Consider the following 21,285-nt stretch of genomic DNA (forward strand, 5'->3'; position numbering starts at 1 on the left):
CCCCTCATTTTCTAGAATTGAGCAAACGCTTGCTCGATTGATTTGCTCAAATTGAAAGGAGAAATTGAGGATGGCTTCAATCGCGAACCCTAAAACGCCGGAACAACGTCCGGAAAAACCGACCAATCATGCTCGGAACGCCGCATTACTTTCGATCATTCCGGGAGCCGGTCAATTCTATAACAATCAAAAAGCGAAAGCGATCGCTTTCTTTATCGTCATCATGTCTTATTTTGCAGTAAACTACGATCTCTTTTTCAAAGGAGCGGGCGCAGGACCTGGCGACCGTGGTGGCCTTTGGGGATTGATCACGCTTGGCGAAGTGGCAGGACCTCGTAACGACCACTCCATCTTCTTGATGGTAGAAGGGATTGTCGCATTAATCTTACTTTTCTTCGGAATCGCGTTCTACATCTGGAACATTCGTGACGCCTACCGAGTCGGTCGCATTCGTGATCAGCACCTAAACGTCCCAACGTTCCAAGTGCAACTCCGCAACTTGCGCGACCATGGATTCCCATACTTGATGTTGATCCCGTCGCTCATCTTGCTCGTTTTCACAGTCGTATTACCACTCATTTTCACATTCTTGATCGCGTTCACGAACTATCGTTACAACAACGCGCCACCGGCAAAACTTGTCGAGTGGATTGGGTTTGAGAACTTCACACGAATTTTTGAAATCGACATTTGGCGCGACACATTCGTCGGCGTTCTCGGTTGGACACTCGTCTGGACGGTCGCTTCGACGGTCGGTGTCATCGCGATCGGGATTTTCCTCGCGGTCCTCTTGAACCAAGAAGGCCTTCGCTTCCGCCGCTTGTTCCGCTCGATTTTGATTTTGTCATGGGCCGTTCCAGCGTTCATCACAATCTTGATTTTCCGTTCGATGTTCAACGAATCGTTCGGTGTGTTCAACACGACGATCCTTCCAGCGTTCGGACTTGATCCGATCAACTGGATGACCGATCCGACGGCGACACGCAGCGCGCTCATCTTGATTCAATGGTGGCTCGGCTTCCCGTTCATCATGACGCTCATGACTGGGGTATTGCAATCGATCCCTGGCGACTTATATGAAGCGGCGACGATTGACGGTGCGACCATCTTTGACAAGTTCCGCTTGATTACGTTACCGATGCTCTTGTTCGCAACAGCACCGATTCTCATCACGCAGTTCACGTTCAACTTCAACAACTTCAACATCATCTATCTCTTTAACGGCGGTGGACCGGCTGTACCGGGACAAACTGCCGGTGGTACCGATATCTTGATTTCATGGATTTACAAATTGTCTCTCGGAGCCAACCCGCAATACGGACTTGCGGCTGCGATCACGCTCATTTTGTCATTCTTCATCATGACACTTGCCGTCATCCAGTTCCGTCGGACAAAATCTTTCAAAGACGAGGATATGATCTGATATGAAAAAACAAAAACGAATCAATTTGGCGTTCTCTTATGTCATCTTGACGCTTGCGTCGATCATCATTCTCTATCCAATGCTTTGGGTGGTAGGGACGTCATTCAACCCGGGTCGTACCATCACGTCAAAAATCATTCCAGAAAATCCGACGTTCATTCACTATAAAAACTTGTTTGATCTAACGATTTCGGATTATAGTTTATGGTATGTGAACACGTTGAAAATCGCTTTCATTACGATGGCGCTCGCTGTCATCTTGGTGACGATCACTGGTTATGTGTTCTCGCGCTATCGTTTCGTCGGACGGAAGAACTCGCTCGTCTTGTTCCTCGTCTTGCAAATGGTGCCGCAATTCGTCGCCATCATCGCCATCTACGTATTGCTCAACATGCTCGGTCTTCTCGACACGCACACAGCGCTCATTCTGCTGTATGCCGGTGGCGCGATTCCGATGAATACGTACTTGGCAAAAGGTTATTTCGATACGATTCCGAAAGAGCTCGATGAAGCCGCTCGGATGGATGGTGCCGGTCACCTTCGTATCTTCTGGCAAATCATTTTGCCGCTCGCGAAGCCAATCGTCGCAACGATCGCCCTCTTCAACTTCATGGGCCCGTTCAACGACTTTATCTTGGCATCGCTCGTCCTTCGGACACCAGAGAAACAGACGCTCGCGGTTGGTCTTTACAACATGATTTCTCGACAGTTCGACAACAACTTCACGTTGTTCGCGGCAGGCGCCGTCCTTTCGGCCCTCCCAATCGTTCTCTTGTTCTTCATGTTCCAACGCTACTTCGTCTCGGGTCTCACTGCCGGTGGTACGAAAGGATAATACTCACTTAAGGGGGAAGCGATATGAGGCGAGGCGTCGTGCTCGTTCTTCTGTCGCTTCTTTTGTTTCCAACAGTCGTCGGAGCGAAAGAAGCAGCATCGTGGGAACAGGAACGCATGTACTTTATCATGGTCGATCGGTTCGTTGACGGGAATCCCGATAACAATGACCAGGTCGATCAGAATGACCCGAAAGCCTTTCATGGGGGCGACATCCGAGGCGTGATTGAAAAACTTGATTACATCGAGTCGCTCGGATTCACGTCCATCTGGTTGACGCCGGTGTTTGAAAACATGCCGGGCGGTTACCATGGCTATTGGATTAAAGATTTTTATGACATCGATCCCCAATTCGGGACGAAAGAAGATTTGCAGGAGCTCGTCGATGAGGCGCATAAGCGGGATATGAAAGTCATCCTCGACTTTGTCGTCAACCACGTCGGGCCGGACCATCCGTGGGTCGAAGAAAAACCAGACTGGTTCCATGACGAGCTACCGATTGTGCTGTGGAACGATCAAGAACAAGTCGAGACGCACTGGCTGTTCGATTTGCCCGACTTTAAGACCGAAGACCCGGAAGTGAAAGACTACTTGCTCGAGGCGGCCACGTATTGGATCGAAGAGACCGGGATCGACGGCTATCGTCTCGATACGGTGCGCCACGTCGATAAGCCGTTTTGGGAAGATTTCGTCAAAGCGGTCCGTGAAGTCGATCCAGATTTTTATCTCTTGGCCGAAGTGTTCGATCCGGACCCGCAGTATGTCGCCGAGTATGATGACTTAGGCTTCAACAGCATCACCAATTTCACGTTTTATGACCGCGTCTCGAAGACGATGACGCAAAAGACGGCGAACGTCGACGAAATCGACGTGGCCGCAAGTTACGCCGAGACGTTCTTTAATGATCCGAACCAAATGGCGACCTTCCTCGATAACCATGACGTCGAACGTTTCATGCACGTCGCGGAACTAGGTGGTGTCGAGTCGGCCGAACGCAGGCTCCGCCTCGGATTGTTCGCCCTTTACGCGTCACCGGGGATGCCAATCGTCTTCCAAGGAACGGAGAATGCCCAGTCAGGCGGGGCTGATCCCGCGAACCGAGTCATGACCGATTTTCCCGGGAATGAAGAGCTCCATGAATACGTTGCGACGATGAACCGGATGCGCGCCGAATACCCGGTGTTTGCGACCGGTGAACAACGGATGATCGCTTCGAAAGACGGCATGGCCGTGTTTGAACGTCGTGACGGCGAAGATGTCGCGCTGTACGCCATCAATATGAACGCCGAGGACAGAGAGATTGAATTCGAGGTAAGCGAGGTCGGAGAAGATACACGGCTTCGTGGTCTCTTGTTCTCACAACTTGTCACGGACAGCCGTGGCACGTTTACCATCAAACTCGCAGGAGAAAGTGCGAACGCCTACATCGTCGAAGAATCGGAAGTGAACATGTGGACGATCGGTCTACTCGTGGTCGCCATCCCGATTTTCTTGACTGGATTGGTCATGTGGAAGCGTCGCAAGAGCGCAGCTGAGGATACCCTGTGATAGGGAACTTTGAACTAACGGAAGCAAAGGGGAGCATCATGCAAATCACGATTAAAGATGTCGCCAAACACGCCAATGTCGCACCGTCGACCGTGTCTCGCGTCATCGCCAACAGTCCGCGTATCAGTCAAAAAACAAAAGAGCGTGTACGCAGTTCGATGGAAGAACTCGGGTACCATCCGAACATTCACGCCCGAAGCCTTGCCAACCGCTCGACGCAGTCGATTGGTCTCGTCATGCCGAGCGCGGCGACGAAGACGCTGCAAAATCCATTTTTCCCGGAAGTGTTACGCGGGATCAGTACGAAAGCGCATCAAAATGGCTACTCGCTCTATATGACAACGGGTGTGACCGAAGAAGAAGTATTGTCCGGGGTCATCGAGATGGTGCAAGGACGTCGCGTTGACGGCGTCATCGTCTTGTATTCACGAGAAGACGACAAGGTCGTTCAATACTTACGTCAGACGAAATTCCCGTTCGTCGTCGTCGGGAAGCCGTTCGGGGATGCCTCGTCAATCACGTACGTCGACACGGACAACTATTTGGCCGGACGAGAAGTGACGAAACATCTATACAATCTTGGCCATCGCTGCATCGCCTTCATCGGAGGCTCGGATAAACTGGCGGTCACGCAAGACCGGCGCAACGGGTATGCGACGGCGCTCATGGAAGCAGGGATCCCGGTTCGCGAAGACTATATCGCCCGGGCCGAGTTCATGACGAAAGGCGGCGCCAAAGCCGTGCGCGAGTTGCTCCAACTAGAGGAACCACCGACAGCCGTCGTCGTCAGTGACGATATGATGGCGCTCGGTGTCATCAGCACGCTCAGTGAGATGGGCCTTAAGATACCTGAGGATGTCGCCGTCGTCAGTTTCAACAACGTCTACATCGCGGAACACTCGAACCCGCCGCTCACCTCGGTCGAAATCAACATTTTCGGCCTTGGTTTCGAGGCGACGAACTGTTTGATTGAACAGATCGGTGATAGCGCGCCACCTTACGGGAAACGCGTCATCGTGCCGCACTATTTGGTCGTCCGCCAGTCGTGCGGTCAGAAAAAGAAGACTGAAATCGTTGAATGAGTGCAAACCTTCCGTATCATGCGGAAGGTTTTTTTTGTGGAAAATCTCAATGCATATACTCAATGCATATAGTAGAAGCGAAAGCAATCGGTCAAAAGTCATGACGTTACAAACAGATTACAATTATGAAAGAAATGCATGAAACGGAGTTGCAAGGGAATATCTACATTACCGGCCGAATGGCAGATCATTACGAATCCGCCTAGCCAATAACCAAAAAATACAGAATGTGAAAGGGAGATACAATCATGGATAACAAACGTTATGTAGGCACTTACTATCAGGAGTCAGAGCTCGTGGCAAAAATTGATCAACTTCGTGCCGAGGGGCATCGCGAAGACGATTTGTACGTCGTTGTGAAAGATAAATCGAACCTTTCGATGGTTCGCGGCGAAACGGATGCAGAAGTAAAAGAAACGAAAGCGTCATGGCTTGATCGCTTCTTTGGAGTCGCGGACGGAGAAGACGAAGTTCGACATACGTTCGATAAACTCGGTTTCTCAGAAGAAGAGACAGCACGTCACCGTCAAGACATCGAGAACGGTGGATTCGTCCTCTTGTTGGACTCGAACGACGGCATCTTAGATGACGGTCGTAACTCGACGTTCGAAGGTGGCCGCACATCAGCTGGCTACGGTTCAGAAGGCAACGAAGCAGGCAACATGACCGCACGTGACGTCGGGATGACAGGAGCTTCAAGCACTGGTATTCCATCGGAACGATTCAACGATATGGATGAAGACATTCGTAACCGCACGGATTTGACGGATGAGCAAAAGCTCGAATTGCATGAAGAGCGTCTCCAAGTGAACAAAGAGCGTGTTCAAACAGGAGAGGTTCGCGTCGAGAAAGATGTCGTCGAACACGAAGAACGTGTCGATGTCGAAGTCGAGCGCGACGAAGTCTACGTCGAACGCCGTCGCGTTGATGGGGACCGTGAAGCGACAGGACATTCATTCGATGCGACAACGGACCGCGATGAGATTCGCGTGCCGGTCACGGAAGAGCGCGTCGATGTGACGAAGAAAGATGTCGTCGCCGAAGAAATCGTCGTCGGCAAAGAGAAAGTGAAAGATACAGAAACGGTACGTGAGACGTTACGTAAAGAAGAGGCGCACGTCGAAGGGGAAGACGACCTTCGCCACCGTGATCATGACCGCGACCATACACGTCGTGATGAGCGCGACCGCTTCTAATCTGATTGACTAAGTACCTCGACAAGGATGGCTCTCTCTGAGGGACCATCCTTTTTTTCGCCAATTGACTAGAGGAGGAACGAACGCCATGAAACATGCAATCATCTCAGAAGTATTTGATCATCCCGATGCGTTGCTTAATCGAACGGTCGATTTAAAACGAGAAGGGTATGAAGAAGAAGACATGTACGTCCTTGTCAAGCGGGCCGATGTGGCGGACGCTGTCCGACGTCACTCGAACCTCTATGTTCTCGTCACCGATGAACCGGGAACGGTCGCCTCGCTCGTCACGTCGAGTGAGCGGCCAATCGAACGCTGGCTCAAAAGCATGCGCTTGACGTCAGAGCAACAAGACCGCTTTGCGAAAGAAGTTGAACAAGGTAGACTCTTCCTCTATGTCGACGCGGACCGGAGTGAACAACAGTTTAATGCGACGAGTTCGAAGACCGAACCCGCGCCGAAGACGGAGGAACAGACGCTCGCCTTACACGAGGAACGGTTGACGATCGAGAAGCAAGCGGTCCAAGCAGGAGAAGTCGTCATCAATCGACACGTCGCGGAGACCGAACAAGAGATTGAAGTCCCGGTCCGCAAGGAACAGGTTCATGTGGAGCGGACACCAGGGTCAGAAGACGTGCTCGAGGACTATGACTTTAATCAGCCCGGCATTCGCACGATTGACGAAGGGGACCATCTTCGGATTCAAGTCATCGAGGAACGGGCGTTCATCGTCAAACGTCCTGTCGTCGTCGAAGAAATCATCGTTCGAAAACAAGTGACCGAAGACGTCAAGACGATGACGGAAACGCTCCGCAAAGAAGAAATCGAAGTGACCGAAGTCGGACAAGCCGATGTCATGGTCGAAGACCATACAACGCGAAAGGATGAGACACAATGAGTAAACGTCGTTTTGTAGATACGTATCCAGAGGAGGCGGCACTCGTCGCCAAAATCGATCAACTGACCGAAGAAGGTTACGATGAAAGTGATGTGTTCGTCGTCGCGAAAGATCAAGACGATGTCTCGCTCGTCAAACGGAAGACCGATGCGAAAGTGGAAGAAGCGAACGCGAACTGGATGCAGAAATTCACTGGCGTCGCGGAAGGCGAGGAGGAAGTGAAGCGGGCCTTGCTGGACCTCGGTCTCGCTGACGACGACGTCAACCGCGCGTATGGCGATATTTTAAACGGAGGCTACGCCTTGATTCTCGATGAACCGGACACGGGGTTCAATGACGGAAACAACCCGGCGTTCGAAGGGCACGAAGCGAACGCGGCGTTCGGGCGCGACCAAGACAAGTGACTAGAGCACCTACTGCCTTCTTGAAAAGGTGGTAGGTTCTTTGTTTGCTCCAAAAAGTAAAAAAAAAGTTTATGCAAACGATTGCATTCTCGTGCGAGTCGTGTAAAATGAGAGGTGAGATTGAAATACAGCGCTTTCATAGACAAACGGTTGCATGATTCGATTGTCTAATGACGAGTAGCCTTGTAGAGAAAAAGGAGTGGCAGACAGATGAAACGATTGTTTGCAGTTGACGAATGGAAAGTAACGGAAAAAGGCCTACATCCGGAAGAAAATCGCCTGGCGGAATCAATTACCTCGCTCGGGAATGGACATATGGGGATGCGTGGCAACTTTGAAGAAGATTATTCAAACGATACACACCAAGGCTTCTATGTGGCCGGTATTTATTACCCAGATAAGACACGTGTCGGTTGGTGGAAGAACGGTTATCCGGAGTACTTCGCAAAAGTATTGAACGCGACGAACGTCGTTGGGCTTCGTGTCGCCATCAACGGGACGCCGGTCGACTTGGCGAAGTGGGAAGTGAAAGACTTCACGCGTGAACTTGATATGCAACGCGGCGTCCTCACACGGACGTTCACGCTCGTGAACGGAACGGAAGAGACGAACGTCGAAGTCGTCCGTTTCTTCTCAATCGTCGATAAAGAGATTTTGGCAATCCGTTACAACGTCACTCCGGTGAACTACGAAGCGAAAGTTGAATTCACACCTTACTTGGACGGCGATGTCGTCAATGAGGATTCGAACTATGATGAGAAGTTCTGGTTACCGGTCGAGCATGGTGTTGAAGAACGTTTCGGATTCGTGACAACGAAAACGAAGAAGCTCGACTGGCACATCACGGCCTCGATGATCGCAGACGTCGAAGGAGCCCGTTGTGAAGTGCTCGAAGCGACTGATCTTTACGTCGCCAACAAATTCACAGTCACGGCGGCAGCTGGCGAGACGGCGACAGCGTACAAATACGTCTCGGTCGTCACGAACCGTGACTACGAAGTCGAGGAATTGCAGTCGACGGGAATGCAACGCGTTGAGATGGCGTTTGAGAAAGGCTTTGAAACGCTTCTCGCCGAGCAGACAGAAGCATGGCTCGCTCGTTGGGAAGATGCCGACGTCCGCATCGATGGGGACGCCGAAGCGCAACAAGGCATCCGCTTCAACATCTTCAACATGTATCAAACGTACACAGGTGAAGACTCGCGCCTCAACATCGGACCGAAAGGGTTCACCGGTGAGAAATACGGCGGTGCCACATACTGGGATACGGAAGCATATTGCCTCCACTTCTACTTGGCAACGACGAAACCGGAAGTCTCATGGAACTTGCTCAAATATCGTCACAACCAATTGCCGCAAGCAAAAGAGAACTCGGTCAAGAACGTCGGCATGGAAGGCGCCCTCTATCCGATGGTGACGATGAACGGCGAAGAGTGCCACAACGAGTGGGAAATCACGCATGAAGAGATTCACCGGAACGGTGCGATCGCCCACGCCATCTTCAACTATACGAACTTCACGGGCGACAAGTCATACCTAGGTCAATACGGACTTGAAGTATTGGTCGAGATCTCGCGTTACTGGGCGAGCCGCGTCAACTTTGTCCCGCACAAAGACGTGTATATGATCCTAGGCGTCACAGGTCCGAACGAATACGACAACAACGTCAACAACAACTGGTATACGAACTTGATTGCCGCGTGGACGCTCGAGTACACGCAAGAAGTGTACAACTATTTGAAAGAAGCAGAGCCAGCGCGCCTTGAAGAACTTGTCGCGATGCTCGGTCTTTCAGACGAAGAACTCGCGAAGTGGAACGATATCCAAACGAAGATGTACTATCCGAAAGATGACCTCGTCCCAGACGTGTTCATGCAACAGGACGGCTTCATGGATAAAGAACAGATTTTGGTGAAAGACCTTGATCCGAAACACTTGCCGCTCAACCAAAACTGGTCGTGGGACCGCATCCTCCGCTCGAACTTCATCAAACAAGCGGACGTACTCCAAGGGCTCTATACGTTCAGCGACCGCTTCACGGTCGAACAGAAGCGGGCCAACTTCGACTTTTATGAGCCGCGTACGGTCCACGAGTCGAGCTTGTCGCCTTGCGTCTACTCAATCATTGCGGCCGAAGTCGGTTACGAAGACAAGGCGGTCGAGTTGTACCAACGTTCGGCACGACTCGATCTCGATAACTATAACAACGATACAGAAGACGGGCTTCACATCACATCAATGGTCGGTTCATGGATGTCGATCGTTCACGGTTTCGCAGGCATGCGCGCCCTCGAGTCGGAGCTCACGTTCAGCCCGATGATTCCTAAGGGCTGGAACGGGTACTCGTTCAACATGCTCTGGCGCGGTCATCACTTGACGGTCACGTCGACGCGTGAACAAGTGACAATCAAACAGACGGGCGGTACGGACGTATCGATCCGTGTCTACGGAAACGTCGTCACGGTCCCGGCAAACGATGCGGTGACCATCGAGACAGTGAAAGCGTGACCAAACGCATCAGCTCAACAAGTCGGCCTCGGCCGGCTTGTTTTTTTTATGAGAAGCGCGAACAAATCCCATTATTTTTATGGTAGGCAGCACTAGAAAACTATGTTATCTTGATTCTTAGCCATTTTTGAAAGGGGAGACAAAACTTGACGGAAGCCGTTAAAGAACACGCACGCATCGGGATCGTTTCGATTATCGGGGGAGTGTTCGTTGCATTATCTATGACATTATTCTTAATCCCGGCGGGGGTATACTCGACCGGATTTACAGGGCTCGCCCAAATCTTTACGAAACTGTTTGCGGGGACACCGTTTGAGCTCGGAGAAGGGATTTGGTTCTTCGTCTTGAACGTGCCGCTCTTGATCGTCAGCTACTTCATGCTCGGCAAGAACATGATGATTCATACGTTGATCAGTGTTGCGGCAGTTACCGTGTTTATTCGCGTGCTTCCGCAGTCGTCAATCATTTCGGACGACCCGCTTTTGAACGCTGTGTTCGGCGGGGTTTTGCTCGCCATCGGTTCGGGGATCACGATTCGCTTCGGTGCCTCGACCGGTGGATTTGATATCGTCGCCCTCATCTTGGCGAAGTTCACGAACAATTCGGTCGGCGTCTATCTTTTCCTCATGAACATGATGATCGCGCTTTGGGCTGGTGCTTTGTTCGGGTGGCCGACCGCGCTTTATACGATTGTCTTCTTATACGTCACGTCGAAAGTCATCGACGAAATTTATACGAACACGCAGCGGCAGACGCTCTTCATCGTCACGAGTCATCCGGACGAAGTGACGAAAGAACTGCATCAGCATGTTTTCCGCGGCATCACGCTCATGCCGGCAATCGGTACGTATTCGAAAGTCGAGAAAGCGACGCTCATGATGGTCGCCCAGCGCCACGAAGTGCGTGAAATCACGCGAATCTGTAAAGACGCCGATCCAAGCGTCTTCATCAACATGGTTCCGACTGAAAATGTCGAAGGTGCGTTCCGACGCTAAAATAAATCCCCGCTGAACGCTCAGCGGGGGTTATTGTATAGATAGAGATAAAACGAGTGTGAGGGGGACGTGCGATGATTGGAGTCAGTATTGCGACGAAGTGGGAATATGAAGCGACATTGGAGTATTATGACGTCAAAGCGGATGAGTGGTTCAGCTACCCGTATGGCGAGTACTTCATGAGGACGGTTGATTGAGCGGTCGTGATGTGGAACGATTATCTAGAACTCAAAGAGCATAACGTCACCATCGCGGATACGGAAGCAGGCGCGATCGCCTATATCTGCAAGAAAAATGACGTCGAGTGTATCATCATCAAAGGCATCTCTGACTTCCCGACGGATGAACGCGACGCGGATCCGTATGACTCGAACGCGGAGCAAATCAATGTGTACATCGCGAACACCCCGAAAGTCATGACCAAGATTTTTGACGACTATTTGATGCGCTTTCTGTAGGCAAATCGCAAAACACACCGACTGCAGGAACAGTCGGTGTGTGGATTATGCTTTGATGCCAAGCTGTTCTTCGAGGTAGATGGCGATGCCGTCTTCCATGTTCGACGCGGTCACTTCATCCGCGACGGCTTTCAACTGGCTGATGGCGTTGCCCATCGCGACGCCGGTGCCGACGTAGTCGAGCATCTCGAGGTCGTTTTCCTCGTCGCCGAACGCGATGATGTTTTTGCGGTTGATGCCGAGATGTTTCGACACTTCGCGCAACCCGAGCGCTTTTGACGTGTTCTGGCTCATGACCTCAATCATGTGCTCCGGCATGCGCCATTGGCGGTTCAAGACGGCCTCTGCGTGGACTTTATTCAAACGAGCGCGGACGTTGTCGACGTGCTCTTTCGTCGCGTGGATGAGGAGCGATGTCGGCTCATCCTGCAAATGCTTGAGCAAGTTGCCTGACGTGACGCTGAGCGCGCGCTCGGCATACGGGCTATAAAACTCTTGCGGGTCTTTATGGAAGTAGACGTGGTCGGTCACTTCGACGACGATGTTGTGCGCTTTCGTTTCCGATACTTCCTCGATAATCTCGTGCGCCGTCTTGAGGGGAATCGGCCGGTGCGTCACTTTGTATGACGGATCTTTCGGGTGATGGACGAGCGCTCCGTTAAAGTTGATGAGCGGTGTCGTCAAGCCGAGCTCTTCGTAATACATGATCGAATGGCGTTGTGGGCGTCCGGTCGCGATCATGACTTCATGACCGGCCTCACGGGCCGCTTGAAGCGCGCGCACGTTGCGCTCACTGATCGTCTTGTCGTCGCGCAACAACGTTCCATCTAAATCGACTGCGATTAAATAACGTGACATAAAGGGTTCCTCTTTTCTACGAGATGCTTATTTCTCAAACCGTACCATATTTCCCGTTTCGACGGAAAGAATATACAATCGAGGTCGCACATTTTACGGTAACAATGCTATACTAAGGTCGTATGAATTTTTCATGAATCATCTGTGAGATGGAGGGGACTATCGATGCGTTACTTAGTCACATTGTTCTGGGCGATCTTGCTTTCGAATACAGCAATCTTTATCATTTCTGCTGTCGATGGCGTGTCGTTCAACGCGATGCTCGCGACATTCTTTGGCGTCGTCATCACGATCTTTATTGTACTCTTGGACACGCTTAACCAAGATATGGGGATTAGCGACGTCGCCCAAGAGAAGTAAGACGTCCACAACCAAGCTGGCTCATATCCGAGTCAGTTCTTTTTATATTATTTAGGAGGAATCGAATATGAAAAATAGTGCCAAACGGGCGAACTTCATCACGTTCGCCATCATCGGTGTCATCATCATCGTCGGGATCGCTCTCTTGTTCTTCTTGAACAATGCGAACGAGGAGACAGGCGTCAACGCTGTCACACCGGACGAGCTTGAGACGAAGATTTCAGAAGAAGAGGAAGTTGTTGTCTACTTCTGGCAGACTGGTTGCGAATACTGTGAGCAAGTCAAACCGTACGTCGAGCCACTCATCGAAGAATATGACGCCGTGTCGATCAACTTGGCCGACCACAACGTCTGGACGACTTACGGCATCAACGGAACACCGACAATGATTCGTTTCCAAGATGGAAAAGAAGTCGGTCGTGTGGAAGGTGCCGTCTCTGAACAACAATACGAGACGTTCTTTAAAAACGAGGAGGGCGCACAGTGATCAAAAGCCGCTTGTATCAGACTTTGTTTGAGTTGAACGCGACCCCGGTCATTGCCAAACGACTCCGTGCCTTCGCTGAATCGTCAGCGAGCCGGTCCTTCATCCCTTCGTTTGCGAAAACGTATCAAATCAATCTTGATGAAGCGGCGGAGCCGATCGAGGCTTATCCGAGCCTGCACGCCTTTTTTACACGTCATTTGAAAGAAGGGGTCCGGCCGATCGATGCAAGTCCGGACTCGGTCGTCTCGCCATGTGACGGGAAATTATCCATCGTGGCCGATATCACGGACGATAGCCGCTTCGAAGTGAAGGGACAATCGTACACGCTCGCCGAACTGCTCGGGTCGCAACAAGAAGCGAGACGTTACGCCGGCGGCACGGTCTGTGTCCTCTACTTGAGCCCACGCGACTATCATCGCGTCCACGTCCCGCTCGCCGGGCGGGTGCTCAGCCACTACGAGCTCGGTGACCGTTCGGCCCCGGTCAATGACATCGGCTTGACGGAGACGGTTCGTCCGCTCTCACGAAACTATCGCCGCGTCACACGCTTTGAAACGGCGGCCGGGTTGTACGAACATATCATGGTCGGCGCCTTAAACGTCAACACGATCGAATGGACGCTCGACGGCGACCGCGCTGCCAAAGGAGAAGAGGTCGGATACTTCTCGTTCGGTTCGACCGTCATCCTCTGTTTTGAGAAAGACCGCGTCACGATCGACCCAGCAAAAATCGGTCCGGTACGACTCGGAGAAGTCATCGGTACGATGCAAAACGATTGATTTTTAAAACTTTTTCAGGCCGACCGAACGATACACTAGTCGTTTGGTCGGTTTTCGTTTACCATAGAAGGGATATCACTACATGTATAGTAGTTGAATCGCTTTAGCTAATTGGAGGAATTTAAACGTGTTTAATCGACTTTATCCGAAACAGTTCGTCGCGTCAGTTTTTGACATCGACCTTGAAGAATTGAAAGACCGTGGGGTCCGCGTCATTTTGACGGACCTTGATAATACACTCGTAGCCTGGGACGTCCCGCACGCACCGGAGCTTCTTTTGCTATGGCTTGAAAAAGTGAAATCACACGGACTCGATGTCATCGTCGTCTCGAATAACAACGAGAACCGCGTACGTACGTTCACGGAACCGCTCGGCCTTCACTATGTGGCGCGTGCGAAAAAGCCGTTGCCGTCTGGATTCAAACAGGCGCTCGCAAAATATGGATACTCGACGAAAGAAGCCATCTTCTTAGGCGATCAATTGTTCACGGACGTGCTCGGCGCCAATATGGCCGGAATTCACGTCATCCACGTGCAACCGGTCGTCAAGACGGACGGACTCGTCACCAAGTTCAATCGCATGCTTGAAAAAGTCGTGTTCGCCCATATGAAACGTCGCGGGAAGTACGTGTTGATCACGAAAAAAGTTGAGGAAATCGCTGTCGATGCGAAGCGCGCCAAAGTGGCGGTCGCTGAGAAAATCGGTGAAGCGATGCACTCTCGTTCCGAAGATTCACATAAAAAAGATGAATAAGGACCTCGAACGCACAGGAAGAAGGAGGCTGTCCATGTACGGCGCGTAAGGCGTCGGAATTAACGCTTCAGGAGTAGCGGCGAGGCGCTACGGTGAATGAAGAAGAGGCAACTCAAATGACAGCAGACAACATTATGGAAGAAACAAAACGTTATTGCGCCGGTTGCGGCGTCGCCATTCAAACGGAAGACCCGACCGGTGTCGGTTATGCACCAAAATCGGCACTCGATCGCGAGATCGTCATTTGCCAACGCTGCTTCAAATTGAAGCACTACAATCAAATTCAAGACGTCGAATTGACAGATGACGACTTCTTGCGCATCTTGAACGGCATCAGTGCTAAAGAAGCGCTCGTCATTAAAATCGTCGATATTTTCGACTTCAACGGTAGCTGGTTGCCAGGGCTTCAACGCTCAGTCGGCACGAACCCGGTCCTCTTGGTCGGAAACAAAGTCGACTTATTACCGAAGTCGGTCAACCCGAACCGGATGGCCAACTGGATGAAGTCTGAAGCGAAAGAGCTCGGCTTGAACCCGGTCGATGTGCACTTAATTAGTGCGAAAAAAGGGCACGGCATCGACGAGCTCGCAGAGAAAATTGAGTACTATCGTAAAGGCAAGGACGTCTATGTCGTCGGTTGTACGAACGTCGGGAAGTCGACGCTCATCAACCAAATCATCAAGCGTTTCGGGGCAGAGGACGAGGCCATCATCACGGTCAGTCATTTCCCGGGAACGACGCTCGACTTGATCGATATCCCGCTCGATGATGATGCGAACCTTTATGACACGCCAGGGATTATCAATCGTCACCAAATGGCGCATTACGTCGATGCGAAAGATTTGAAAACGATCACCCCGAAAAAAGAGATCAAGCCGCACGTGTTCCAGTTGAACCCGCAACAGACGCTCTTCTTCGGTGGACTCGCCCGTCTCGACTACATGGAAGGCAACAAGCGCTCATTCGTTGTCTACATGTCAAACGAGTTGAAGACACACCGGACGAAGCTCGACAAAGCAGATGAACTATACGAAAACCATATTGGTAAGATGCTCAACCCGCCGAACGAGAAGACATTACAAATGTTGCCTCCGCTCGTGCGTCACGAGTTCAGTCTCCGTGACGGCGTCAAGACCGACATCGTCTTCAGCGGACTCGGTTGGGTTGCGATTCACGGAAAAGGTGGACGCATCGCCGCATGGGCACCAAAAGGAGTGGCCGTCACATTGCGTGAGGCGCTCGTATGAGACTGGCCGTCCTCGGTCACCCGATTGCTCATTCGCTCTCTCCCGTCCTGCACGAGCAGTGGCTGAGCGCGTCTGGGCTTTTCGGGCGCTATGAGGCACTTGACGTCGCCCCGGACGAGCTCGGGGACTTGTTTCAAGCGATGAGGGACGGCGTCTGGGACGGCTTTAACGTCACGATTCCGTACAAAGAGGCGGTCATCCCGTATCTCGACGAACTTGATCAGGCGGCTGAAGCCGCCGGTGCCGTCAACACCGTCTATAAACGGGAAGGAAAGCTGATTGGGACGAATACGGACGGTGTGGGTCTAGTCACCGCACTCGACCGTCATACCGATTGGACGGGACGTGTGCTCGTTATCGGGGCAGGTGGGGCAGCGCGCGGGATTATCAGCGCCTTGCCGACCCGAGCCGTCACGGTCACAAACCGAACGATGGAACGAGCGGAGCGTCTCGCGGAGGCGTTCGGCATTGAAGCGCAGGCGCTCACCGACGTTGATCCCTCATGCTATGACGTGATCATCCAGACGACTTCGGTGGGGATGGATGGTATCCATTCGCCTCGATCATTAAAAGGTTTACGACAAAACACCGTCGTTTGTGATATCATATATCGTCCACTCGTCACACCGTTTTTAAAGGAAGCCGCCAAAAATGACGCGAAAATCGTCAACGGAACTGCCATGTTCGTCGGACAAGGCGCTTTGGCGTTTGAATATTGGACAGGTGTGAGACCGGATCAACTTGTCGGAATGAAGTTAATTGAAAGCTTATTGGAGGAATAAATAGTATGTTATCAGGTAAACAAAAACGCTTTTTACGTGCTGAAGCACACCACCTTTCACCGATTTACCAGGTCGGGAAAAATGGAGTCAGCGAAGCGATGTGCAAAGACATCAGCGACGCGCTCGAAAAACGTGAGCTCTTGAAAGTTCAAGTGCTCCAAAACTGTGCCGATACGCCGAAAGATGTAGCCGGTGAATTGGCTGAGGGCACGAAAGCCGAAGTCGTTCAAGTGATCGGAAAAGTCATCGTCTTGTACAAACAGGCGACCGAGAAAGAAAATCGCCAAATTAAACTTCCATGAGCCGCATCGGCCTGATGGGAGGCACGTTCGACCCGCCGCATCTCGGTCATTTGTTGATTGCCGAGCAGGCACGTGAACAGCTCGCCCTCGACGAGGTCTGGTTTCTACCGGCGGCGATCCCGCCTCACAAGGCGGGGTTCAGTCCGGCCGAGGATCGGATCGAGATGACACGACGGGCGATCGCGGACCAAGCCGATTTCAAGCTGAGCTTGATCGAGTTTGAACGCGACGAACCGTCTTACACGGTCGAGACGATGAGACGGTTGCGGGACATGTACCCAGATGACACGTTTTTCTTCTTGATCGGGGCGGACTCGCTCGAGTCGCTCGAGAAGTGGTACGATTACGACACGCTCGTGACCCTCGTCACGTTCGGGGCCGTTGCGCGTCCGGGTAGCCGGTATCGCATCCCGAGACAGGCAGATGTGCGCACAATCGATATGCCGCAACTCGAGATCTCATCGACCGATATCCGGGAACGGGCGAAACGGGACAAGTCAATCAAATATCTCGTCCCACACGATGTCGAAACTTATATCAAGGAGCGCAACTTGTATGACGTATGAGGAAGCACAATCATTGATTGAGGCGACATTACCGGAGAAACGCTATATCCACACGCTCGGTGTCGTTGAGACGGCAGATCGGTTGGCCCGTTTATACGGTGCCGATGTGGAGCAAGCACGTCTCGCGGCGATGTTGCATGACTATGCGAAATATTTGGATAGCGATATGATGCGCCAAGTCGTGGTCGAGGAAAACCTTGACCCGAGCTTGCTTGCGTTCGATGACGAACTGCTGCATGCACCGGTCGGCGCGATTCTGTTAGACCGGGCGTATGACCTTGACCCGGCCGTTGTATCGGCCATTAAGAACCATACGACCGGAGAGCCTGGCATGTCACGCCTCGACCAGATTTTATTCGTCGCGGACGCGATTGAACCGAACCGGTCGTATCCGGGCGTCGACACGTTGCGTGACCTCGCGGACCGTTCGCTCGAAGCGGCCGTCGTCGCGACGTTGCGTCAGACAATCGATTATTTATTGAAGAAGTCGGTGCGAATCTTTCCACTGACGATTGAGACGTATAACCATTTTGTGAAAACACCCTAGGAGGTACAGTATGACTGTAAAAGAAGAATTAGAATTAATCGTGAAGGCCGCTGACGATAAGCGTGCCGAAGATATCGTCGTCCTCGACATGGAAGGCATCTCACCGGTCGCAGATTATTTCGTCATCTGCCACGGTAACTCAGAGAAGCAAGTCCAAGCGATTGCACGCGAAATCAAAGACGTGGCCGGCGAGCATGAGCTTCCGCTCCACAAATTCGAAGGCATGGACTCGGCACGTTGGGTGCTCGCTGACCTCGAAAACGTCGTCGTCCACATCTTCCATCGCGATGACCGCGACTACTACAACCTTGAAAAATTGTGGGCAGATGCGCCACACGTTGAAGTGGAAGTCGGCTAATGGCGTACGAAGGGTTCGCCTACGTCTACGATGAGTTAATGAAAGATGCCCCGTACGAGGACTGGGTCGCCTTCGTGCGTCGCCACGTCCAAGACGGTGCATCGCTTGCTGACGTCGGATGCGGGACGGGCTCGGCCACGATTCGCTTGGCGGAACATTACGAGACGATCGGACTCGATTTATCCGAGTCGATGCTCGAAATCGCCCAAGAGAAGGCGCTCGAGGCAGGCATCACACTCCCGCTCTGGCAACAGGACATGCGGGAGCTTGAATTGCCACACCCGGTCGACGCCGTGACGATCCTTTGTGACTCGCTCTGCTACCTCGAGGATGAGGCCGACGTCATCGACACGTTCGAGGCGGTGTACGAACAATTGAAACCGGGTGGCATGTTCATCTTCGATGTACATTCGCCGAACAAGATGCAGACGCTCTTCAATCAGAAGACGTATGCCTCGAACGGAGAAGATTGCTCGTACATCTGGTTCGCCGACCCGGGCGAAGCACCGCTCTCGGTCGTTCACGATTTGACGTTCTTCGTCGCCCTCGAAGATGGCACGTATGAGCGTGTTGAAGAGACACACGAGCAACGGACGTACGAGCCGGGGCAATATATGCAGTGGCTCATCGGGGCCGGCTTCCATGTGAAATCGGTCACCGCTGACTTCACGGACCAAGCCCCGGGCCCGAACGCAGAACGAATCTTTTTTGTCGCCCAGAAATAAACGAGACCCCATCGCGGATTTGCGATGGGGTCTCGAGCTGTTAACGAATCAAATCGCAACATGCGGTCTGATTCTTTTTTTATTGATGGTTCTGCCCGAAGTGAAGCATTGTTGCAGTCATGTTTGCCCAATTCGTGTTTCCGTGCCTCCAAGTCAGGTGTTTAATACTTGACTTATAAAGGCAGCTTTAGCTTGAGTATACTTTTCTCGGTCATTACGAAATTCTTTTGCTAAATGCCTTTTAAGAAGCCCGTACTCTTTTACAAGCGAAGGATTGTCTCGTAATTTATCTCGAAACTCAATCTGTTTTCCCCAACGATCTTCTGCCACTTTCATGATGTGTAAATGAGCAACTCGCTTATCATTTTTTACTTTCACAAAAAATCTCCGCCAGGTTTGTCCATCTAGTTCAGGTGGTACATAGTGCCAATCATGCAACGTTAATGTATCAACAATATCGTGGATTTTTTCAAACGATTCGATACTAATCATCACATCTATAATAGGTTTTGCGGGTAGACCAGGAACGGCCGTACTACCTATGTGTTCTGCTTCCTTGATGTCAAACTTTGAAAGTAAGTCGAACAACTCTCTTGTTTCTTGTAGACCTAACCGTGCCCAATGCACGTTAGAATCTTCTATTTCAATAGTCTCATAAGCCCAAATTGGAATATTTGAGTGTTCGTGTTTGTCTTCTTTCATGAGTTTATCCCATCTCCCTGAAAGTTTTTTTCACTTTATACCCAGAATCTCATTTTTAAACGCGATATAGAGAAACAGATAATTTTTATCTCATTTTGCTTACAGCCTTGTTTCTCCGTTCACAAGTAATTCAATGTTGATTCATGGCCCCGTCATAATGCTAATCATAAAAAGAGTCGAAAGACCCCATTGCAAGTAGCATGGGGTCTTTGTCATGGTCAAGCCTCGTGACTGAATTGCCATTGGACACCGAAACGGTCTTCGACCATGCCATACGCCTTGCTCCAGAACGTCTCTTGGAGCGGCATAAGGACACGGCCACCGGCAGATAAAGCCTCGAATTCTCGACGGATGGCGTGGAGGTCATCTGTCACGACGGCGAGTGTGATGTTCTGCCCGAACGTGACCGGACCGTCCGGCATAGCGTCCGAAAACATGAGCGATGTACCATGGACGCTCAGACGGGCATGGAGGACGAGGTCGGCCAGCTCGTCCGGTACAGGTTCACCGTCCGGTCCAGGCTGGGCACCGAACGCCATGATATCCGGGGCGGGCTCGGCGAAGACGTCGGCATAAAACAGGACGGCGTCGCGACAGTCGCCATTGAAATTGAGATAAGGGTTGATCGTCATGAGTGTTCCTCCTCGAATCGTTTCTTTCAGTATGAGACAAACGGGTGACGGAAGAATCCGACAAAAGCACGAATTTTCGGACAAGGTTGTTGAAACGGTCGCTGAAACGGGAATGGAGTAGGTGAGACATTCTTACGAAAGAAGGCGTAAGGAGATGAAACTGACACGAGGACGTCTACTAGAATTCGGGTTCGTGTTGTTCATGGCAATCATTCTCATCACGTCGATTATCGAAGGGGAATGGTTTGACGCGAGTGTCGCCGGGGCGGGGATCGTGTCGGGTTTGATTCCGTTCATACTCGAGAAGACGTTCAAAACTGAGTTCGACGCTAAAATGAAAGTCGCCTATATCTTATTCTTGTTTGCGTCGCAGTACTTGGGGTCGATTGTCGGTTTATATTCGAACGGTTGGTGGGACACGTTTCTTCACGTGTTGAGCGGCGTGTTCTTGGCGTTTCTCGGCTTCGATTTCTTAAGTCGACTTGATGAGGACATCCGGCTCGAGATGCCGAAGCGGTTCGTCTTCGTCTATATCGTTGTTTTCGCAATGGCCGGGGCAGCGCTTTGGGAAATGTATGAATTCACATCGGACTTGGTGTTGAACACGACGATGCAAGGGAACGGGAATGATGACACGATGGTCGACATCGTCGCGGGATCACTCGGAGGTATTATTGCGGCTCTCCTTGTGACCGAAATCCATCGGAAAGAACAACGTAACAAACATAAAAATTGAAAGCGATTTCAAAAACGCTCGAGTCCATCGAGCGTTTTATTTGTAATAATTATTATCTTTTAATATTATTAATCTTGTAATAATGATTATTAAGAGGAGGCAAT

General features: G+C 51.3%; 26 protein-coding genes. 23 read left to right on the plus strand and 3 right to left on the minus strand.

What is annotated here, in order from left to right; genetic code table 11:
- Window positions 1-70: 70 nt before the first annotated feature.
- From KNP64_RS00110 to KNP64_RS00155, 11 genes are all read left to right on the plus strand, one after another.
- Window positions 71-1,423, plus strand: a complete 1,353-nt coding sequence (locus KNP64_RS00110; RefSeq protein ID WP_052090084.1) for a carbohydrate ABC transporter permease — start codon at window positions 71-73, stop codon at window positions 1,421-1,423.
- Between the two features lies 1 nt (window position 1,424).
- Window positions 1,425-2,258: a sugar ABC transporter permease gene (locus tag KNP64_RS00115; RefSeq protein WP_034776607.1), complete on the plus strand. Its 834-nt coding sequence runs from the start codon at window positions 1,425-1,427 to the stop codon at window positions 2,256-2,258.
- 23 nt (window positions 2,259-2,281) lie between these two features.
- Window positions 2,282-3,805, plus strand: coding sequence for an alpha-amylase family glycosyl hydrolase (locus KNP64_RS00120; protein WP_214791769.1), 1,524 nt, complete (start codon window positions 2,282-2,284; stop codon window positions 3,803-3,805).
- A 38-nt stretch (window positions 3,806-3,843) separates the two neighbouring features.
- Entirely contained in the window at window positions 3,844-4,887 is a 1,044-nt protein-coding gene (locus KNP64_RS00125) for a LacI family DNA-binding transcriptional regulator (RefSeq protein ID WP_021066665.1), read from the plus strand.
- A 248-nt stretch (window positions 4,888-5,135) separates the two neighbouring features.
- Window positions 5,136-6,083 (plus strand): YsnF/AvaK domain-containing protein, encoded by a 948-nt coding sequence (locus KNP64_RS00130; RefSeq protein ID WP_214763692.1) that lies wholly within the window; start codon window positions 5,136-5,138, stop codon window positions 6,081-6,083.
- An 88-nt stretch (window positions 6,084-6,171) separates the two neighbouring features.
- The gene (locus KNP64_RS00135) at window positions 6,172-6,981 is read left to right on the plus strand and encodes a YsnF/AvaK domain-containing protein (protein ID WP_214791767.1); all 810 of its coding nucleotides are present in this window, start codon (window positions 6,172-6,174) and stop codon (window positions 6,979-6,981) included.
- Window positions 6,978-7,385 carry a general stress protein gene (locus tag KNP64_RS00140; protein WP_214791765.1) on the plus strand — a complete coding sequence of 136 codons (408 nt, stop codon included), beginning with the start codon at window positions 6,978-6,980 and terminating at the stop codon, window positions 7,383-7,385. Before KNP64_RS00135 ends, KNP64_RS00140 begins: the two co-directional genes overlap by 4 nt.
- Before the next feature lie 210 nt (window positions 7,386-7,595).
- On the plus strand, window positions 7,596-9,893 hold the full coding sequence (locus KNP64_RS00145; protein ID WP_214763695.1) for a glycoside hydrolase family 65 protein: 2,298 nt from the start codon (window positions 7,596-7,598) through the stop codon (window positions 9,891-9,893).
- A gap of 146 nt (window positions 9,894-10,039) precedes the next feature.
- Complete coding sequence (locus KNP64_RS00150; RefSeq protein ID WP_034776620.1) at window positions 10,040-10,888, plus strand: YitT family protein; 849 nt, start codon at window positions 10,040-10,042, stop codon at window positions 10,886-10,888.
- A 74-nt stretch (window positions 10,889-10,962) separates the two neighbouring features.
- Window positions 10,963-11,085, plus strand: coding sequence for a hypothetical protein (locus KNP64_RS14895; protein ID WP_256441343.1), 123 nt, complete (start codon window positions 10,963-10,965; stop codon window positions 11,083-11,085).
- Window positions 11,086-11,094: 9 nt separating this feature from the next.
- Entirely contained in the window at window positions 11,095-11,346 is a 252-nt protein-coding gene (locus KNP64_RS00155; RefSeq protein ID WP_232939043.1) for a nucleoside phosphorylase-I family protein, read from the plus strand.
- 45 nt (window positions 11,347-11,391) lie between these two features.
- On the opposite strand, the gene KNP64_RS00160 is transcribed toward KNP64_RS00155, so the two are convergent.
- On the minus strand, window positions 11,392-12,204 hold the full coding sequence (locus tag KNP64_RS00160) for a Cof-type HAD-IIB family hydrolase (RefSeq protein ID WP_214791763.1): 813 nt from the start codon (window positions 12,202-12,204) through the stop codon (window positions 11,392-11,394).
- 165 nt (window positions 12,205-12,369) lie between these two features.
- Between KNP64_RS00160 and KNP64_RS00165 the strand changes: the two genes are divergently transcribed.
- The 11 genes from KNP64_RS00165 (at window position 12,370) to KNP64_RS00215 (ending at window position 19,111) form a co-directional block, all read left to right on the plus strand.
- Entirely contained in the window at window positions 12,370-12,564 is a 195-nt protein-coding gene (locus KNP64_RS00165; RefSeq protein WP_034776626.1) for a YjzD family protein, read from the plus strand.
- A gap of 67 nt (window positions 12,565-12,631) precedes the next feature.
- Window positions 12,632-13,051, plus strand: coding sequence for a thioredoxin family protein (locus KNP64_RS00170; protein ID WP_034776627.1), 420 nt, complete (start codon window positions 12,632-12,634; stop codon window positions 13,049-13,051).
- A complete protein-coding gene (locus KNP64_RS00175; protein ID WP_214763700.1) occupies window positions 13,048-13,830 on the plus strand; it encodes a phosphatidylserine decarboxylase in 783 nt (260 codons plus the stop codon). The genes KNP64_RS00170 and KNP64_RS00175 overlap by 4 nt, the downstream gene beginning before the upstream one ends.
- A 127-nt stretch (window positions 13,831-13,957) precedes the next feature.
- On the plus strand, window positions 13,958-14,584 hold the full coding sequence (locus tag KNP64_RS00180) for a YqeG family HAD IIIA-type phosphatase (protein WP_034776630.1): 627 nt from the start codon (window positions 13,958-13,960) through the stop codon (window positions 14,582-14,584).
- Between the two features lie 134 nt (window positions 14,585-14,718).
- Entirely contained in the window at window positions 14,719-15,831 is a 1,113-nt protein-coding gene (gene yqeH, locus KNP64_RS00185; RefSeq protein WP_214764016.1) for a ribosome biogenesis GTPase YqeH, read from the plus strand.
- Window positions 15,828-16,613 (plus strand): shikimate dehydrogenase, encoded by a 786-nt coding sequence (aroE, locus tag KNP64_RS00190; protein ID WP_214763701.1) that lies wholly within the window; start codon window positions 15,828-15,830, stop codon window positions 16,611-16,613. Before yqeH ends, aroE begins: the two co-directional genes overlap by 4 nt.
- 5 nt (window positions 16,614-16,618) lie before the next feature.
- Window positions 16,619-16,915 (plus strand): ribosome assembly RNA-binding protein YhbY, encoded by a 297-nt coding sequence (gene yhbY, locus KNP64_RS00195; protein ID WP_034776635.1) that lies wholly within the window; start codon window positions 16,619-16,621, stop codon window positions 16,913-16,915.
- Window positions 16,912-17,481 carry a nicotinate-nucleotide adenylyltransferase gene (locus tag KNP64_RS00200; RefSeq protein ID WP_214791761.1) on the plus strand — a complete coding sequence of 190 codons (570 nt, stop codon included), beginning with the start codon at window positions 16,912-16,914 and terminating at the stop codon, window positions 17,479-17,481. The genes yhbY and KNP64_RS00200 overlap by 4 nt, the downstream gene beginning before the upstream one ends.
- Window positions 17,471-18,028 carry a bis(5'-nucleosyl)-tetraphosphatase (symmetrical) YqeK gene (gene yqeK / locus KNP64_RS00205; protein ID WP_214707941.1) on the plus strand — a complete coding sequence of 186 codons (558 nt, stop codon included), beginning with the start codon at window positions 17,471-17,473 and terminating at the stop codon, window positions 18,026-18,028. Before KNP64_RS00200 ends, yqeK begins: the two co-directional genes overlap by 11 nt.
- A gap of 10 nt (window positions 18,029-18,038) precedes the next feature.
- Entirely contained in the window at window positions 18,039-18,386 is a 348-nt protein-coding gene (rsfS, locus tag KNP64_RS00210) for a ribosome silencing factor (protein WP_034776639.1), read from the plus strand.
- Window positions 18,386-19,111, plus strand: a complete 726-nt coding sequence (locus KNP64_RS00215; protein WP_214791759.1) for a class I SAM-dependent DNA methyltransferase — start codon at window positions 18,386-18,388, stop codon at window positions 19,109-19,111. Before rsfS ends, KNP64_RS00215 begins: the two co-directional genes overlap by 1 nt.
- Before the next feature lie 153 nt (window positions 19,112-19,264).
- Here KNP64_RS00215 and KNP64_RS00220 read toward each other — a convergent pair whose 3' ends face one another.
- Window positions 19,265-19,813, minus strand: coding sequence for a GrpB family protein (locus KNP64_RS00220; RefSeq protein ID WP_214791757.1), 549 nt, complete (start codon window positions 19,811-19,813; stop codon window positions 19,265-19,267).
- 218 nt (window positions 19,814-20,031) lie between these two features.
- Window positions 20,032-20,445 (minus strand): VOC family protein, encoded by a 414-nt coding sequence (locus KNP64_RS00225; protein ID WP_214791755.1) that lies wholly within the window; start codon window positions 20,443-20,445, stop codon window positions 20,032-20,034.
- Between the two features lie 154 nt (window positions 20,446-20,599).
- Here KNP64_RS00225 and KNP64_RS00230 point away from each other — a divergent pair, with 154 nt between their 5' ends.
- Window positions 20,600-21,181, plus strand: coding sequence for a DUF2238 domain-containing protein (locus KNP64_RS00230; RefSeq protein ID WP_052090087.1), 582 nt, complete (start codon window positions 20,600-20,602; stop codon window positions 21,179-21,181).
- The last annotated feature ends 104 nt before the right edge of the window (window positions 21,182-21,285 follow it).

It is taken from the genome of Exiguobacterium sp. s64, from assembly GCF_018618035.1.
Classification (GTDB): Bacteria; Bacillota; Bacilli; order Exiguobacteriales; family Exiguobacteriaceae; genus Exiguobacterium; species Exiguobacterium mexicanum_A.